This is a genomic window from Streptomyces coffeae, assembly GCF_016741875.1.
Lineage (GTDB): Bacteria > Actinomycetota > Actinomycetes > Streptomycetales > Streptomycetaceae > Streptomyces > Streptomyces coffeae.
Genome location: NZ_JAERRF010000008.1, coordinates 106,747 through 121,708, shown reverse-complemented (window position 1 = coordinate 121,708; position 14,962 = coordinate 106,747). Strand labels below are relative to the sequence as shown.

15 protein-coding genes are annotated in these 14,962 nt (G+C 70.8%); 10 read left to right on the top strand and 5 right to left on the bottom strand.

Annotated elements, in window-relative coordinates; genetic code table 11:
* Nucleotides 1-645 precede the first annotated feature (645 nt).
* On the bottom strand, nt 646-1,935 hold the full coding sequence (locus JK363_RS15535) for a citrate synthase (protein WP_201875484.1): 1,290 nt from the start codon (nt 1,933-1,935) through the stop codon (nt 646-648).
* Nucleotides 1,936-2,087: 152 nt separating this feature from the next.
* Nucleotides 2,088-4,328: an SF1B family DNA helicase RecD2 gene (recD2, locus tag JK363_RS15530; RefSeq protein WP_201875483.1), complete on the bottom strand. Its 2,241-nt coding sequence runs from the start codon at nt 4,326-4,328 to the stop codon at nt 2,088-2,090.
* 207 nt (nt 4,329-4,535) lie between these two features.
* Between recD2 and JK363_RS15525 the strand changes: the two genes are divergently transcribed.
* From JK363_RS15525 to JK363_RS15490, 8 genes are all read left to right on the top strand, one after another.
* A complete protein-coding gene (locus JK363_RS15525) occupies nt 4,536-5,552 on the top strand; it encodes a LacI family DNA-binding transcriptional regulator (RefSeq protein ID WP_201875482.1) in 1,017 nt (338 codons plus the stop codon).
* The gene (locus JK363_RS15520) at nt 5,549-7,135 is read left to right on the top strand and encodes a sugar ABC transporter ATP-binding protein (protein WP_201875481.1); all 1,587 of its coding nucleotides are present in this window, start codon (nt 5,549-5,551) and stop codon (nt 7,133-7,135) included. The genes JK363_RS15525 and JK363_RS15520 overlap by 4 nt, the downstream gene beginning before the upstream one ends.
* On the top strand, nt 7,125-9,074 hold the full coding sequence (locus tag JK363_RS15515; protein WP_201875480.1) for an ABC transporter permease/substrate-binding protein: 1,950 nt from the start codon (nt 7,125-7,127) through the stop codon (nt 9,072-9,074). Before JK363_RS15520 ends, JK363_RS15515 begins: the two co-directional genes overlap by 11 nt.
* A 54-nt stretch (nt 9,075-9,128) precedes the next feature.
* Complete coding sequence (gene rbsK / locus JK363_RS15510) at nt 9,129-10,055, top strand: ribokinase (protein WP_201875479.1); 927 nt, start codon at nt 9,129-9,131, stop codon at nt 10,053-10,055.
* A complete protein-coding gene (gene rbsD, locus JK363_RS15505) occupies nt 10,052-10,456 on the top strand; it encodes a D-ribose pyranase (RefSeq protein ID WP_201875478.1) in 405 nt (134 codons plus the stop codon). Before rbsK ends, rbsD begins: the two co-directional genes overlap by 4 nt.
* A 331-nt stretch (nt 10,457-10,787) precedes the next feature.
* Nucleotides 10,788-11,141: a hypothetical protein gene (locus tag JK363_RS15500; protein WP_201875477.1), complete on the top strand. Its 354-nt coding sequence runs from the start codon at nt 10,788-10,790 to the stop codon at nt 11,139-11,141.
* A 69-nt stretch (nt 11,142-11,210) separates the two neighbouring features.
* Nucleotides 11,211-11,843 (top strand): sigma-70 family RNA polymerase sigma factor, encoded by a 633-nt coding sequence (locus tag JK363_RS15495; RefSeq protein WP_201875476.1) that lies wholly within the window; start codon nt 11,211-11,213, stop codon nt 11,841-11,843.
* Complete coding sequence (locus JK363_RS15490; protein ID WP_201875475.1) at nt 11,840-12,199, top strand: hypothetical protein; 360 nt, start codon at nt 11,840-11,842, stop codon at nt 12,197-12,199. Before JK363_RS15495 ends, JK363_RS15490 begins: the two co-directional genes overlap by 4 nt.
* Before the next feature lie 44 nt (nt 12,200-12,243).
* On the opposite strand, the gene JK363_RS15485 is transcribed toward JK363_RS15490, so the two are convergent.
* Genes JK363_RS15485 through JK363_RS15475 form a run of 3 tightly spaced genes read right to left on the bottom strand, consistent with a single transcriptional unit; the run spans nt 12,244 to nt 13,107 of the window.
* Nucleotides 12,244-12,543: an MvdC/MvdD family ATP grasp protein gene (locus JK363_RS15485; RefSeq protein ID WP_236075814.1), complete on the bottom strand. Its 300-nt coding sequence runs from the start codon at nt 12,541-12,543 to the stop codon at nt 12,244-12,246.
* Nucleotides 12,544-12,574: 31 nt separating this feature from the next.
* Nucleotides 12,575-12,790, bottom strand: coding sequence for a hypothetical protein (locus tag JK363_RS15480; protein WP_201875474.1), 216 nt, complete (start codon nt 12,788-12,790; stop codon nt 12,575-12,577).
* On the bottom strand, nt 12,790-13,107 hold the full coding sequence (locus tag JK363_RS15475) for a hypothetical protein (RefSeq protein WP_201875738.1): 318 nt from the start codon (nt 13,105-13,107) through the stop codon (nt 12,790-12,792). The genes JK363_RS15480 and JK363_RS15475 overlap by 1 nt, the downstream gene beginning before the upstream one ends.
* Before the next feature lie 691 nt (nt 13,108-13,798).
* Between JK363_RS15475 and JK363_RS15470 the strand changes: the two genes are divergently transcribed.
* Both JK363_RS15470 and JK363_RS15465 read left to right on the top strand, forming a co-directional pair.
* Nucleotides 13,799-14,629: a helix-turn-helix domain-containing protein gene (locus JK363_RS15470; protein WP_201875715.1), complete on the top strand. Its 831-nt coding sequence runs from the start codon at nt 13,799-13,801 to the stop codon at nt 14,627-14,629.
* Nucleotides 14,626-14,835 carry a DUF397 domain-containing protein gene (locus tag JK363_RS15465; protein WP_201875473.1) on the top strand — a complete coding sequence of 70 codons (210 nt, stop codon included), beginning with the start codon at nt 14,626-14,628 and terminating at the stop codon, nt 14,833-14,835. The genes JK363_RS15470 and JK363_RS15465 overlap by 4 nt, the downstream gene beginning before the upstream one ends.
* Nucleotides 14,836-14,962: the final 127 nt, after the last annotated feature.

Genomic DNA, 14,962 nt, shown 5'->3' with positions numbered 1-14,962 from the left:
GCCGCACAACACCCATACACAAGAGCCTCGATCTTCAAATCGAGGCTCTTGCCCTTGTACATCCCTTATGGCAAGAGACACAGATCACATGCAACCCAACGTAACCATTTCGGGGGGTCGCGAGTCTAATGGGACGGTGGGGATTCGTCTTGGGGGACGCGTCCCGCTACGCGTGGCCGGGGCGAGGTACTCGGGGAGCTTTGAGCGGCCCTCCCGTAGGTACTCGTCCCGGCAGATCGCGCCGTAACGCCGCCTGTGCGGCCCGTGGACGCCCGGCCGGATCCCGTGGGGGGAATCCGATCCGGGACATGGGAAGCGCCCCGCTCCGGCCCGTGGGGGGATCGGAAGCGGGGCGCTTTCTTTTTTATCTTTGAGGCTCGGTTCGCCTCCGGGGCGCCAAAGCCCCTGACGACGGTCGACCGTGCTCGGCCCTTCGTTCCTCAGGGCCTCCGCGCGCTCTCCCTTTCGCCAGGGTCGCGCCCCTTCGGCTCACTCGCCGGTAGGGCGGCGAACCCCGAAAGTCCGAGGTGCCCACTACCACCGAGGTCGCTCGTCAGTGGGCGGCGAACCCGGAGACGCAACGGTGCCCCACTCTTCCGGCACGCACCGGTGGAGCGGGGCACCCAGAGACGGGAGAAGTGGCCGTCAGCGCTGCTCGACCGGGACGAAGTCGCGCTTGACGACGCCGGTGTAGATCTGGCGCGGGCGGCCGATGCGGGAGCCGGGCTCCTTGATCATCTCGTGCCACTGGGCGATCCAGCCCGGCAGCCGGCCGAGCGCGAACAGCACGGTGAACATCTCGGTCGGGAAGCCCATCGCCCGGTAGATCAGACCGGTGTAGAAGTCCACGTTCGGGTAGAGCTTGCGCTCGACGAAGTAGTCGTCGGCGAGGGCGTGCTCCTCGAGCTTGAGCGCGATCTCAAGAAGCTCGTCCGACTTGCCGAGGGCGGAGAGGACATCGTGCGCCGCCGACTTGATGATCTTCGCCCGGGGGTCGAAGTTCTTGTAGACGCGGTGCCCGAAGCCCATGAGCTTCACGCCGTCTTCCTTGTTCTTCACCTTGCGGATGAAGGTGTCGACGTCGCTGCCCGACGCCTGGATGCCCTCCAGCATCTCCAGCACGGACTGGTTGGCACCGCCGTGCAGGGGGCCCCACAGGGCGCTGATGCCCGCGGAGACGGAGGCGAACATATTGGCCTGCGAGGAGCCGACCAGCCGGACGGTGGAGGTCGAGCAGTTCTGCTCGTGGTCGGCGTGCAGGATCAGCAGCTTGTTGAGGGCGCTGACGACGATCGGATCGAGGTCGTACTCCTGGGCCGGGACCGAGAAGGTCATCCGCAGGAAGTTCTCGACGTAACCCAGGTCGTTACGCGGGTAGACAAACGGGTGGCCGACCGACTTCTTGTAGGCGTACGCCGCGATGGTCGGCAGCTTGGCCAGCAGCCGGATCGTCGAGAGGTCGCGCTGCTTCTCGTCGAAGGGGTTGTGGCTGTCCTGATAGAAGGTCGACAGGGCGCTGACCACCGAGGAGAGCATGGCCATCGGGTGGGCGTCGCGCGGGAAGCCGTCGTAGAAGCGCTTGACGTCCTCGTGGAGCAGCGTGTGGGTGGTGATCTGGTCGCGGAACACGGCCAGTTCGTCCACCGTGGGCAGCTCGCCGTTGATCAGCAGGAAGGCTGTCTCCAGGAACGTGCTGCGCTCCGCCAGCTGCTCGATGGGGTAACCGCGATAGCGCAGAATGCCCTGCTCACCGTCGAGATAGGTGATCGCGGATTTGTACGCGGCGGTGTTGCCGTAACCGGAGTCCAGGGTCACCAGACCGGTCTGGGCGCGCAGCTTTCCGATATCGAAGCCCTTGTCGCCGACAGTGCTGTCGACCACCGGGTAGGTGTACTCGCCGTCCCCGTACCGCAGTACTACAGAGTTGTCGCTCACGTCATCCCTCACCGACGTCCTGGTTCTCTTCTTCGAGGTGCCCTGACTCCCCCCACCTTCCCCCATCCGGACGATGGACGTGCACTCGGGGTCGGCCAAAGGGCCTTTTGGCGGCACTCAGTGCCGCTATCACGCCCATCCTGCCCCGTTCGTCATCGTTCGGAAACCCTTGCGGCATCCTCGACTCGTACATCGCCGCCGAGCCGGTGGTCCAGTGCCGTGCAGCGCCGTCCCGCCGAGACCGTACGCACCGCCTGCCCCAGCGCACGCCGCGAGCCGACCAGCACCACAAGGCGTTTGGCGCGGGTCACCGCCGTGTAGAGCAGATTGCGCTGCAACATCATCCAGGCTCCGGTGGTCACCGGAATCACGACGGCCGGGTACTCACTGCCCTGGGAGCGGTGGATGGTCACCGCATAGGCGTGAGCCAGCTCGTCCAGCTCGTCGAAGTCGTACGGCACCTCCTCGTCCTCGTCCGTCAGCACGGTCAGCCGCTGCTCATCGGTGTCGAGGGAGGTGACGACTCCAACCGTGCCGTTGAAGACCCCATTGGCCCCTTTCTCATAATTGTTGCGGATCTGGGTCACCTTGTCGCCGACGCGGAAGATCCGGCCGCCGAAGCGGCGCTCCGGGAGGTCGGGGCGGGCGGGGGTGATGGCCTGCTGAAGCAGTCCGTTCAGCGCGCCCGCGCCTGCCGGGCCACGGTGCATCGGGGCGAGAACCTGCACGTCACGCCGGGGGTCCAGACCGAATTTGGCGGGGATGCGGCGGGCCGCGACATCGACCGTGAGCCGCCCGGTCTCCTCGGTGTCGTCCTCGACGAAGAGGAAGAAGTCGGAGAGCCCCTGGGTGAGCGGCGGCACCCCCTCGTTGATCCGGTGGGCGTTGGTGACCACGCCGGACTGCTGGGCCTGGCGGAAGATCCGGGTCAGCCGCACCGCCGGGACCGGGCTCCCGGGGGACAGCAGATCGCGCAGCACCTCCCCGGCGCCGACGCTGGGCAGCTGGTCCACATCGCCGACGAAGAGCAGATGCGCACCCGGCGGGACCGCCTTGACCAGCTTGTTGGCCAGCAGCAGATCGAGCATGGACGCTTCGTCGACCACCACCAGATCGGCGTCGAGCGGGCGGTCCCGGTCATACGCGGCATCGCCGCCGGGCTTGAGCTCCAGCAGCCGGTGGACGGTGGACGCCTCGGCTCCGGTCAGCTCGGCGAGCCGCTTGGCGGCCCGCCCGGTGGGGGCGGCCAGCACCACCTTCGCCTTCTTGGCGCGGGCCAGCTCCACCACCGAACGGACGGTGAAGGACTTGCCGCACCCCGGGCCGCCGGTGAGCACCGCCACCTTCTCGGTGAGCGCGAGCCGCACCGCCTCGCGCTGCTCGGGGGCCAGCTCGGCGCCGGTGCGGGCGGCCAGCCAGGTCAGCGCCTTCTCCCAGTCCACGCCCTGGAAGGCGGGCATCCGGTCCGCCTCGGTACGCAGCAGCCGCAGCACCTGCCCGGCCAGGGAGATCTCCGCGCGGTGGAAGGGGACCAGATAGACCGCCGCGACCGGATCGCCGCCGTCCGCGGCGGGGACGCGCTCGCGCACCACCCCCTCCTCGGCGGCGAGCTCGCCCAGGCAGTCGATCACCAGCCCGGTGTCGACCTGGAGCAACTTCACGGCGTCCGCGATCAGTTGCTCCTCGGGGAGATAGCAGTGGCCGTTGTCCGTGGACTGGGACAGGGCGTACTGGAGACCGGCCTTGACCCGGTCGGGGCTGTCGTGCGGGATGCCGACCGACTGGGCGATCTTGTCGGCGGTGAGGAAGCCGATGCCCCAGACATCGGCCGCCAGCCGGTACGGCTCGTTCTTCACCACGGAGATCGAGGCGTCCCCGTACTTCTTGTAGATCCGCACCGCGATGGAGGTGGAGACGCCGACGCCCTGGAGGAAGACCATGACCTCCTTGATGGCCTTCTGCTCCTCCCAGGCCGCGCCGATCATCTTGGTGCGCTTGGGGCCCAGCCCGGGGACCTCGATCAGCCGCTCCGGCCGCTCCTCGATGATCTCCAGGGTGTCGATGCCGAAGTGCTCGGTGATCCGGTCGGCGATCCGCGGGCCGATCCCCTTGATCAGGCCGGAGCCCAGATAGCGGCGGATGCCCTGGACGGTGGCAGGGAGGACGGTGGTGTAGTTCTCCACGGTGAACTGCTTGCCGTACTGCGGATGGGAGCCCCAGCGGCCTTCCATCCGCAGCGACTCGCCCGGCTGGGCACCCAGCAGCGAGCCCACGACGGTCAGCAGATCGCCCGAGCCGCGGCCGGTGTCGACACGCGCGACCGTATAGCCGTTCTCCTCATTGGCGTAGGTGATCCGCTCCAGAACCCCTTCGACCACCGCGAGTTTGAGCATGGACCGACCGTACCGTCGGGGCCCGACAGACGGTCCGGAGCGGTGCGCGGCTGTGGAAAACCGGCCGCTATGGACAACACGGCGGCAGACCGGCGGCGGCCGGCGCGGAATATCACGATCCGGTTTCGGGGCGGACCGAGCCCTTGTCCGAGTCCCGTGTAATCGATTCCAATCCTCCGTGTAATCGATTCCACGAGGAGGTGGACGATGCCGGCCATCAAGGACGTGGCGCAACGGGCCGGAGTCTCCGTCGCGACGGTTTCGCGGGTGCTCAACCAACACCCCTCCGTCCGCGCGGACACCCGGGAGCGCGTGCTCGCCGCGGTCGCCGAGCTCGGCTACCGCCCCAACGCCGTCGCCCGCTCGCTGCGCACCGACCAGACCCGGGCGCTCGGACTGGTCATCAGCGATGTGCTCAATCCCTTCTTCACCGAGCTCGCCCGCTCCGTCGAGGACGCGGCCCGCGCCCTCGGCTACAGCGTGGTGATCGGCAACGCCGATGAGCGGCCCGATCTCCAGGATCACCACGTACGCACCCTGATGGACCGCCGTATCGACGGGCTGCTGATCTCCCCCACCGACGGCGGCTCGCCGATGATGCTGGACGCCGCCCGCACCGGTACGCCCATGGTGTTCGTCGACCGCTGGATCGAGGACGAGAGCCTGGCCGCGGTACCGGTGGTGCGCACCGACGGCCGCGACGCCATCCGCGATCTGGTGGCCCATCTGCACGCGCTCGGCCACCGCAGGCTCGCCATCATCGCGGGCCCGGCGGCCACCACCACCGGACGCGAGCGGGTGGACGCCTTCCGCGCGGCGCTGCGGGAGTTCGGGCTCGCGCTGGACGACGGCCATATCGGCCAGGGCGACTTCCAGGCGGACAGCGGACGCCGGGTCACCGCCCGCTTCCTCGATCTGCCGCGGCCCCCGGACGCGATCTTCGCCGCGGACAACCTGATGGCGCTCGGCGCGATGGACGAGATCCGCGCCCGCGGGCTGCGGGTCCCCGATGACGTCGCGCTGGCCGCGTTCGACGACATCCCCTGGTTCGTCCACACCGATCCGCCGATCACCGCCATCGCCCAGCCCACCGGGGAGCTCGGCCACGCCGCCGTCCGCGCGCTGGTCGACCTCGTCGAGGGCCGCCCCGCGGAGTCGGTGACCCTCTCCGCCCGCCTGGTCACCCGCCGCTCGTGCGGCGAGCCCGAAGGGAGCACGCCATGAGCACGACGCCCCGTGTCACCGAAGAGCCGCCGCGGCCGGAGTCCGAACTGCTGCGGATGGAGGGCGTCCGCAAGACCTTCCCCGGTGTGGTCGCCCTCGACGGCGTCGACTTCGATCTGCGCCGCGGCGAAGTGCACGTCCTGCTGGGCGAGAACGGCGCGGGCAAGAGCACGCTCATCAAGATGCTCTCCGGCGCCCACCGCCCCGACGGCGGCCGCATCCTCGTCGACGGCTCCCCGGTGCGCATCGACGGCGCCCAGGACGCCGAACGGCTCGGAATCGCCACCATCTACCAGGAGTTCAACCTCGTCCCCGACCTCAGCGTCGCCGAGAACATCTTCCTGGGCCGCCAGCCGCGCCGCTTCGGCATGATCGACCGCCATACGATGCACCGGCGCGCCGCCGAACTCCTCGCCCGGGTCGGGGTGGACGTCTCCCCCAAGACCCGGGTGCGGGACCTGGGCATCGCCCGGCTCCAGATGGTCGAGATCGCCAAGGCGCTCAGCCTGGAGGCGCGCGTACTGATCATGGACGAGCCGACCGCGGTGCTCACCACCGAGGAGGTCGACAAGCTTTTCCGGATCGTGCGCACCCTGCGCGAGGACGGGGTGGGGGTGGTCTTCATCACCCACCACCTGGAGGAGATAGCCGCCCTGGGCGACCGGGTCACCGTGCTGCGCGACGGCCGCAGCGTCACCCAGGTCCCGGCCGCCACCGAACAGGACGAGCTGGTGCGGCTGATGGTCGGCCGCTCCATCGAGCAGCAGTACCCGCGCGAGCGCGCCGAGGCCGGTGAGCCGCTGCTGAAGGTCGAGGGACTCACCCGCGACGGCAGCTTCCGCGACATCGGCTTCGAGGTGCGCGCCGGTGAAGTGGTGGGCCTGGCCGGTCTGGTGGGCGCGGGCCGCACCGAGGTGGTGCGGGCGCTGTTCGGCGCCGACCCCTACGACTCCGGCACCGTCGAGGTCGCGGGCAGCCCGCTGCCCCGCCATGACGTGGTGGCCGCCATGGCCGCCGGTGTCGGTCTGGTACCGGAGGACCGCAAGGGCCAGGGCCTGGTCCTGGACGCCTCCGTACAGGAGAACCTCGGCCTGGTCACCTTGCGTTCCGCGACCCGCGCGGGCCTGGTCGACCGGGCCGGACAGCGGCGCGCCGCCGAGCGCGTCGCGGAACAGCTGGCCGTCCGGATGGCCGGTCTCGACCAGCAGGTGCGCACCCTCTCCGGCGGCAACCAGCAGAAGGTCGTCATCGGCAAATGGCTGCTCGCCGAGAGCAGGGTGCTGATCCTCGACGAGCCGACCCGCGGGATCGACGTGGGTGCCAAGGTCGAGATCTACCAGCTCATCAACGAGCTCACCGCATCCGGCCACGCGGTCCTGATGATCTCCAGCGACCTGCCCGAGGTGCTGGGGATGAGCGACCGCGTCCTGGTCATGGCCCAGGGCCGGATCGCCGGAGAGCTGACCGCGCGGGAAGCGACCCAGGACGCCGTGATGGCCCTGGCAGTGAAGGACGTCAAAGACGCCAAGGACGCCGACGAAGGCGTCGGCGTCACGGAAAAGGAGGGCACCCGTGGCCACTGACACGCTTAACGCCACGAAGGACCCCGGGGGCCCGGCCGCCGTGCGCCGCGTGCTGCTCGACAACGGCGCGCTGAGCGCCCTGGTACTGCTGGTGGCGGCCATGTCGCTGCTCTCCGGCGACTTCCTGACCACCGACAACCTCCTCAACGTCGGTGTGCAGGCGGCGGTCACCGCGATCCTCGCCTTCGGCGTCACCTTCGTGATCGTCTCCGCGGGCATCGATCTGTCCGTCGGCTCGGTGGCCGCGCTCTCGGCCACCGTGCTCGCCTGGTCCGCCAGTTCACAGGGGCTGCCGGTGGGGCTGGCGGTGCTGCTCGCCGTCGGCACCGGTATCGCCTGCGGTCTGGTCAGCGGCGCGCTGGTGTCCTACGGCAAACTGCCGCCGTTCATCGCCACGCTGGCGATGCTCTCGGTCGGCCGCGGTCTGGCGCTGGTCATCTCCCAGGGCAGCCCGATCCCCGTCCCCGCATCGGTCTCCGGTCTCGGTGACACCCTCGGCGGCTGGCTGCCGGTCCCGGTGATCGTGATGATCGTGATGGGTCTGATCACCGCGGGGGTGCTCGGCCGTACCTACCCGGGCCGCGCGATGTACGCGATCGGCGGCAACGAGGAGGCGGCCCGGCTCTCCGGGATCCGGGTGGCGCGCCAGAAGCTCATCGTCTACGCGCTCTCCGGCGGCTTCGCGGCCGTCGCGGGCATCGTGCTGGCCTCTCGGCTGTCCTCGGCGCAGCCGCAGGCGGCGGTCGGCTACGAACTGGACGCCATCGCCGCGGTCGTCATCGGCGGCGCGAGCCTGTCCGGCGGGGTCGGCAAGGCGTCCGGCACCCTGATCGGCGCGCTGATCCTCGCGGTGCTGCGCAACGGGCTCAACCTCCTGGAGGTGTCCGCCTTCTGGCAGCAGGTCGTGATCGGTGTGGTCATCGCGCTCGCCGTACTGCTGGACACCCTGCGCCGCCGCGCGGGCTCCCGTCCGGCCACGCCCGGCGATCCGGCCGGAGGACCGGCGGGGCCGGGCCGTAAAGCGGCCGCCACGGCGGGGCGGTTCGCGGTGGCGGCGGTGGCCGTCGGCGCCGTGGTGCTCGCCTCCTCCTTCCTGCACTCGGGCGGCTCCGGGGGCAAGGACACCAAGGTGGGTCTGTCGGTCTCCACGCTCAACAACCCCTTCTTCGTCCAGCTGAAGGCGGGCGCACAGGAGGAGGCCAAGGGCGCCGGGGTGAGCCTGACCGTCACCGACGCCCAGAACGACGCCTCCCAGCAGGCCAATCAGATCCAGAACTTCACCAGCCAGAACATGAAGTCGATCATCATCAACCCGGTCGACTCCGATGCCGCCGGCCCGTCGGTCAAGGCGGCCAACAAGGCCGGTATCCCGGTGCTCGCCGCCGACCGCGGCGTCAACAAGGCCGATATCGAGTCCCTGGTGGCCTCCGACAACATCGCGGGCGGCAAGCTGGCCGCGAAGACGCTGGCCGAACAGCTCGGCGGCAAGGGCAAGATCCTGGTGCTCCAGGGCGTCGCCGGCACCTCGGCCTCGCGGGAGCGCGGCCAGGGCTTCGCGGAGGGACTGAAGGCGTACCCGGGCATCAAGGTCGTCGGCAAGCAGCCCGCCGACTTCGACCGGGCCAAGGCGCTGGACGTGACCACCAATCTGCTCCAGTCCCACCCCGGTGTCGACGGGGTCTTCGCCGAGAACGACGAGATGGCGCTCGGCGCGGTCAAGGCGCTGGGCCCCAAGGCGGGTAAGTCCGTCAAGGTCGTCGGCTTCGACGGCACCCCGGACGGCCTCAAGGCGGTGGAGAACGGCACGCTCGCCGCGACCGTCGCCCAGCAGCCCCGCGAACTGGGCAAGATGGCCGTGCGGAACGCGATCCGGGCCGCCAAGGGCCAGGACGTCGACACGACGGTGAAGGTGCCGGTGAAGGTCGTCGCGACCAAGTGAATCCGGGGCGCGCCCGCCGGCACCCGTCACGCAAACGCGAAGGGACAGACACGTATGCACGACTACGACCTGTTGGTCGTGGGATCCGCCAACGCCGATCTGGTGATCGGGGTCGAGCGCCGCCCCGGACCGGGCGAGACCGTCCTCGGTTCCGACCTGGCCGTCCATCCGGGCGGCAAGGGCGCCAACCAGGCCGTCGCCGCCGCCCGTCTGGGGGCCCGGACAGCCCTGCTGGCCCGGGTCGGCGACGACGACCACGGCCGTCTGCTGCTGGACTCGCTGCGGACGGCCGGGGCGGACACCTCCGGTGTGCTCACCGGAGGGGCGCCCACCGGGGTCGCGCTGATCACGGTGGATCCGTCCGGCGACAACAGCATCGTGGTCTCCCCCGGCGCCAACGCCCGGCTCGCCCCGGAGGACGTACGGGCCGCGGCGCCGCTGCTGGCCTCGGCGCGCGTCGTCTCGCTCCAGCTGGAGATCCCGCTGGAGACCGTGGCCGAGGTGGTCCGCGCGGCGGCCGCGGGCACGGACGGGCGGCCGGGGCCGCGGGTGGTGCTCAACCCCTCACCGGCCGCGCCGCTGCCCGGTGAGGTGCTGGCCCGCTGCGATCCGCTGGTGGTCAACGAGCACGAGGCGCGGTTCCTGCTCGGCGACGATCCGGCGGGCGGCTCCACGGAGCCCGAGGAATGGGCGGCGGCCCTGCTGACGCGCGGCCCGCGCTCGGTCGTGGTGACCCTGGGCGAGCGGGGCGCGCTCGTCGCCGACGACGGCCGTACGGTCCGGGTGCCCAGCCTCCCGGTCGGAGCCGTGGACACCACCGGCGCCGGGGACGCCTTCACCGGGGCGCTCGCCTGGCGTCTGGGCGTCGGCGACGACCTGGAGACCGCGGTGCGGTTCGCGGTGCGCGTGGGCGCCGCCGCGGTGACCCGGGCCGGTGCCCAGCAGTCCTTCCCCACCGCCGAGGACGTGGCGCGGCTGTGAAGCGGGCCGGAGTCATCAACCGCCACCTCAGCGCGGGGCTGGCGCTGTTGGGCCACACCGACACGGTGATGGTCTGCGACGCGGGTCTGCCGATCCCCTCCGGCCCCGACGGCCCGGTCGTCGTGGACCTCGCCTTCGTCCTGGGGGTGCCGTCCTTCGAGCAGGTGCTGACCCGGCTGCTGGACGAGCTGGTGGTCGAGGGGGCCACGGCCGCGTATGAGGTGCGGGACCACAACAAGGTCGCGGCCGCGCTGCTGGAAGGGCTCTTCCCCGACCCGGCGCTGACGCTGGTGCCGCACCAGGAGCTGAAGGCGCTGACCGGCCGGGCGCGGCTGGTGGTGCGCACCGGGGAGGCGCGGCCGTACGCCAATGTGCTGCTGCGGTGCGGGGTGCCGTTCTGAGGCGTGCGGGCGTCCCCGGGGCGCGGTGTGACATTTCGAGGGGCCCGGCCGTAGTCCGGGCCCCTCGTTTCCCCCTCCGCACGGCTTCCTTTCGATCCCCCCCGGGTCCCCCCAGGAAGCCAGATGCCAGGTACGACCCGCCAGGGGCCGGAACGGTTGCACGGTCAACGGCGAAAGATTTTTCCGGGGCGCGACAACCTCGGGTGGGGCCGCACGTCTGGTGGGATGAAGGCGGGTTCCGGAACGGATCCTCGGGGCCTCGTGGCCCTCGGGTCCTCGGCGCACGCCTCGCCCATCAGCGTTCGCTCAATCCTTTCGGGAGTCGTTCCGTATGCAGCACGTCCGCGCCAAGAAGCCGAACCGCCGTCTGCGCCCCTGGATCGTGGGGTCGGCCGTCGGCGTCGCCCTGATCGTGGGCGGGGGCATGGCCGCCCAGGCGGCCACCTCCGACCACTCCCGCCCGGCCAAGCCGGCCCCGTCGGCGACCGCCAAGCCCGAGACCACGAAGCCGCCGACCGCCAAGCCCGAGCCCACCAAGCCGCCCACCAGCGTCCCCGAGCCCACCAAACCCGCGCCCATCCCGCCGTCCACCAGCGCGCCGAAGCCCACCAAGCCCGCGCCGGTCCCGCCGACCACCAGCGCGCCAGAGCCCCCCAAGCCCGCGCCCACCAAGGCCAGCCGCTAGCCCGACCACGGGTGAGGCGGGGCCGGATCCGGAGCCGGTCCCGCCGCACCGATGAGGTGAACGAGGACGATGCAGCTCACTCTTGTCCTGCCCTGGTGGGCCCGGCTGCTCCGCCGCGCCCGGACGACCGCCTCGACGCCGCCCGCGGAGACGGCGCGCGCCGGGCGGCGGCTCCGCGCGCTGAGGCCGGTGGGCGACCGGGGCGACGGGGAGCCCGGCCCCACGCTGGCCGATCTGTACCAGGCCCGGCGGCTGGACATGATCCGGGTGGCGGCCTTCCTGGTGGACGACCTGCACACCGCCGAGGACGTCGTCCAGGACGCCTTCGCCGCCGTCTGCCGCCGGCACGGCTCACGGCTGGACAGCCTCCAGGACGCGCACGCCTATCTGTACACCGCCGTGGTCAACGCCGCCCGCTCGGTGCTGCGCCGACGGCGTACGGCACGCGCGTACACCCCGCCGTACCAGGGGCCGGGGGCGCCCGTGGACGAGCCGCTGCTGCTCGCCGAGGAACACCGGCAGGTCCTCGACGCGCTGGCGCGACTCGCCCCGCGCCAGCGCGAGGTGCTGGTGCTGCGCTACTGGTCGGAGCTGACCGAGGCCCAGATAGCCGAAACTCTGGGCGTCTCCCGAGGCAGCGTGAAGTCGACCGCGAGCCGTGCGCTCGTCACCCTGGAGAAGCTGCTGGAGGCGGCCCGATGAGCACTCCCTCCCCCATCGAGGAGCGGTTGCGGGCCGCGCTCGACGCCCGTGCGCGGCTCATCGACGCCCGCGATCTGTCCCCGTACCAGCCCCCCACCGGCCCGGCCTGGGGCACCCGGCGGATCCGGCGGGTCGTGTCCGCCGTCGCCGTGACGGTGGCGGCAGCGGCGGCCGTGGCCTTCCTGCTGCTCTCCGGCTCCCCGGAACGCCCCCAACCGGCACCACCCGCACGGGACCCCCGCACCTCCCCTCCGACCACCTCGGTCCCCTCCTCCAACACCGCGCCTCCGAACCGGCCCTCCCCCACCTCACCGCCCGCCACCCCGCCCCCGACCTCCGTTCCCACCCGGCGCTGATCCGGCCGCCCGCGTAAACCGCGCTCCGGCGGCCGTCAGAGGACTCAGAGCACGAGTTCGCGGTACCGCAGGGCTCCGGCCGCCACGTAGGGCGGCGGTTCGCAGATCTTGTAGGTGTGGCTGTCGTAGTCGCTGCGCCAGTCGATGTGGACGATGGGTCCGCCGGTCACGTCGGCGAAGTCGTGTGCCGCCTTGGGGTCGTTCGTGATCAGTGTTCGGGGAACGCGCAGTCCGGCCTCTGCTGCGACGCGGAGTTGCAGCGGCTTGTACTCGGCATCGGCCGCCTGCCACGGGGGAGCACGGCGACCGTGGCCCGGGAACCACCCGCCGTGGCCACCGCCCAAGGGCGCGGCGGGTACGGGGCCGACGGCCGTCTCAAGACCGCCGGAAACGGTCCGGCCTGTTGTGGTCGCGGTGGCGGGGGCACTGGCACGGCGGCCACGCCTGCCCCAGCCCGTAGGGGTCGCTCAGCTCGCCGACGAGGATGGCCACCGCCGGGCGCCGCGCGGTCACCACCCCGTCGCGCGCCATGGTGTAGACCCGCATCGTCATACGGGGCCGCTCGCCCCCGTACGGCTCGTTGTCGGCCATCACCGGCCGCCCGTCTCGACCGGCGCGAGGAGCTGGAGTACGGCGCGCAGGCTGCGTTTCACCGCGCCGAGGTGGTAGGCCAGTTGCTCCGGTGCGGCGGTGGCCAGGTCGAGGGATTCGGCCCCTGCGAGGGACTGTCCGGCGACGATCACGACGGCCTGCTCAAGGCCGCCGCGGGTGGGCTTTCCGGCCGCGATGCACGCGGGACACAGGCCCGAACGCGGCTCGGCGGGGTGGTGGGGTCCGAAGTCGCCGGGGGCGGCGCACAACGTGCACCCGGGGGGCGGGACGGGCGTGGTCCGGTCGTCGGCGGTCACCGGGTCATCACCATTCCGTGTGGCGCGCACACCAACAACCTCACCCGCGGGCGGCTCTCGCGCCGCTTTTCGTGGGCCACGACGTAGGGCCGCACCATGGCGACCCCGTGGCGCTCCGATGGACCGGAGATCGGGCGGACCGTGGGGCCGTTCACACACCTCGCCGCCAGGCGCCGCGCAGGCGCGTCGGGCACCCGCGCCGTCCGCATCGTCGGCGCGTGCTGGTGCGCTGCGGGGGCGTCGCCGCTCGGCTCGGCCGCACGATGACGGCCGGACGGCGGCAACAGCGGCCGTAACAGCGCTTCGAAGATCCACGCGATAGCGTGGGCCATGCCTATCAACCTCCTGGTGGTTGAGGCCACGCCCCCGGACCGGTCGCGCGGTTGCGGGGGTCTTGCATGCGGCCTGCTTCTGTGACTCCCCGCCTGGTCGGCGCCTGAGGGAGCCAGTCATGATCGAGGCCATCTGGCCCCGCGCCCTGATGAGTTGATGGGACGGCAGACCCAGTCGGCATGGATCCGGCAGTCAGCATGGGCCGCGGGCTCAAGCCCTGGCGCGCTTGGCCGGTTCGTGGTCCCACCGGCCCCCAATCACTCCTCTCCGTAGTGATTCCACTACCAAGCGAGTTCAGCGTGACTTACGGTTGGGATGTCTTCAACTTGCGGTGCATGCACAGATGGTTGGGAGGTAGCTGGTGAACCGGAAAGAGCTGGACCCCGAAAAGTCACGGAGCGCGGCGTTTGGGTATCGTCTACGCACATTGCGGGACGAGCGCGGCTGGACTCAGGACGAGTTAGCGGAGCGCATGGGGTGCTCGGCGACGCACATCTCCGCCGTGGAAACTGGTCGGCGTCCTCCAACTCCACGTTTCGCGTCACATGCTGACCGGGTGCTCGGCACCGGGGACAGACTCGAACGCCAGAGCCGCGCCCTTCGGCACACCGCGCTCTTGGAAGGGTTCCCGGAGTACGTGACACATGAGGCGCGAGCGGCAGAGATCAGGCTCTACGAGGTCGGAGTCATCCCCGGCCTGCTCCAGACACCGGAGTATGCGGTGACGTTGCAGGCGGACGCCGTACGTCGGGAAGCGATCACCCCTGAACAAGCCAGTGAGCGGGTCGCGTTGGTGGCGGAACGGCAAGCCACACTTGCGCGTTCCCCAGCACCCTTGATGTTCACAGTGCTTGACGAGGGGTGCCTCCTCCGGCCGATGGGTGATCGCGCCACTATGGACGCTCAGTTCGCCCGGTTGCTGGAATTCGCCGAGCTTCCGAACACCGTGCTCCAGGTCGCCCCGTTCCGCATGGGGGCACGTCGGCCGTTCAGCCTGCCCATTACGGTGCTGACGATGCCGGATCGCTCGCTCATGTCCTACGCCGAGTCTGCACACCGAGGGCACTTGGAACGAGAAAGCAACTTCGTGCTGCCCATACTGGCGGCCTACCATCAGCTACAGGCCGAAGCCCTCTCCCAGGCGGCATCCGTGACCATGATCGAGCAGTTACGAAAGGGCACCCCGTGACGACCGAAACCCCCCGTTGGCACAAGTCCTCATACAGCGAAAACGGCGGCCAGTGCATCGAGGTCGCCGCCAACCTCGTCGCCTCGCGCGGCGTGGTCCCCGTGCGTGACAGCAAGGACCCGAACCGGCCGGCGCTTGCCTTCGAGCCCGGCGCCTGGTCGTCGTTCGTCGCTGCCGTCAGGCGCGGGGAGTTCCCCGCCACCTGACCCCCGCAGCAACCAGCCATCACAGCGAGCGGCCCCCGTGATCGGGGGCCGTGGTCGTGCCGACACGCTGCCGCCCGCGCCTGATGTTGCTCTCACCTGCGGAAACGGGTCGTTGTGGTGCGCTGCG

What these genes read in the sequence shown, in the direction of transcription:
- JK363_RS15480 (WP_201875474.1), bottom strand. Translation starts at nt 12,790, where the DNA reads ATGGCCGACAACGAGCCGTACGGGGGCGAGCGGCCCCGTATGACGATG.
- rbsK (WP_201875479.1), top strand. Translation starts at nt 9,129, where the DNA reads ATGCACGACTACGACCTGTTGGTCGTGGGATCCGCCAACGCCGATCTG.
- JK363_RS15490 (WP_201875475.1), top strand. Translation starts at nt 11,840, where the DNA reads ATGAGCACTCCCTCCCCCATCGAGGAGCGGTTGCGGGCCGCGCTCGAC.
- JK363_RS15520 (WP_201875481.1), top strand. Translation starts at nt 5,549, where the DNA reads ATGAGCACGACGCCCCGTGTCACCGAAGAGCCGCCGCGGCCGGAGTCC.
- recD2 (WP_201875483.1), bottom strand. Translation starts at nt 4,328, where the DNA reads ATGCTCAAACTCGCGGTGGTCGAAGGGGTTCTGGAGCGGATCACCTAC.
- JK363_RS15525 (WP_201875482.1), top strand. Translation starts at nt 4,536, where the DNA reads ATGCCGGCCATCAAGGACGTGGCGCAACGGGCCGGAGTCTCCGTCGCG.
- JK363_RS15495 (WP_201875476.1), top strand. Translation starts at nt 11,211, where the DNA reads ATGCAGCTCACTCTTGTCCTGCCCTGGTGGGCCCGGCTGCTCCGCCGC.
- JK363_RS15500 (WP_201875477.1), top strand. Translation starts at nt 10,788, where the DNA reads ATGCAGCACGTCCGCGCCAAGAAGCCGAACCGCCGTCTGCGCCCCTGG.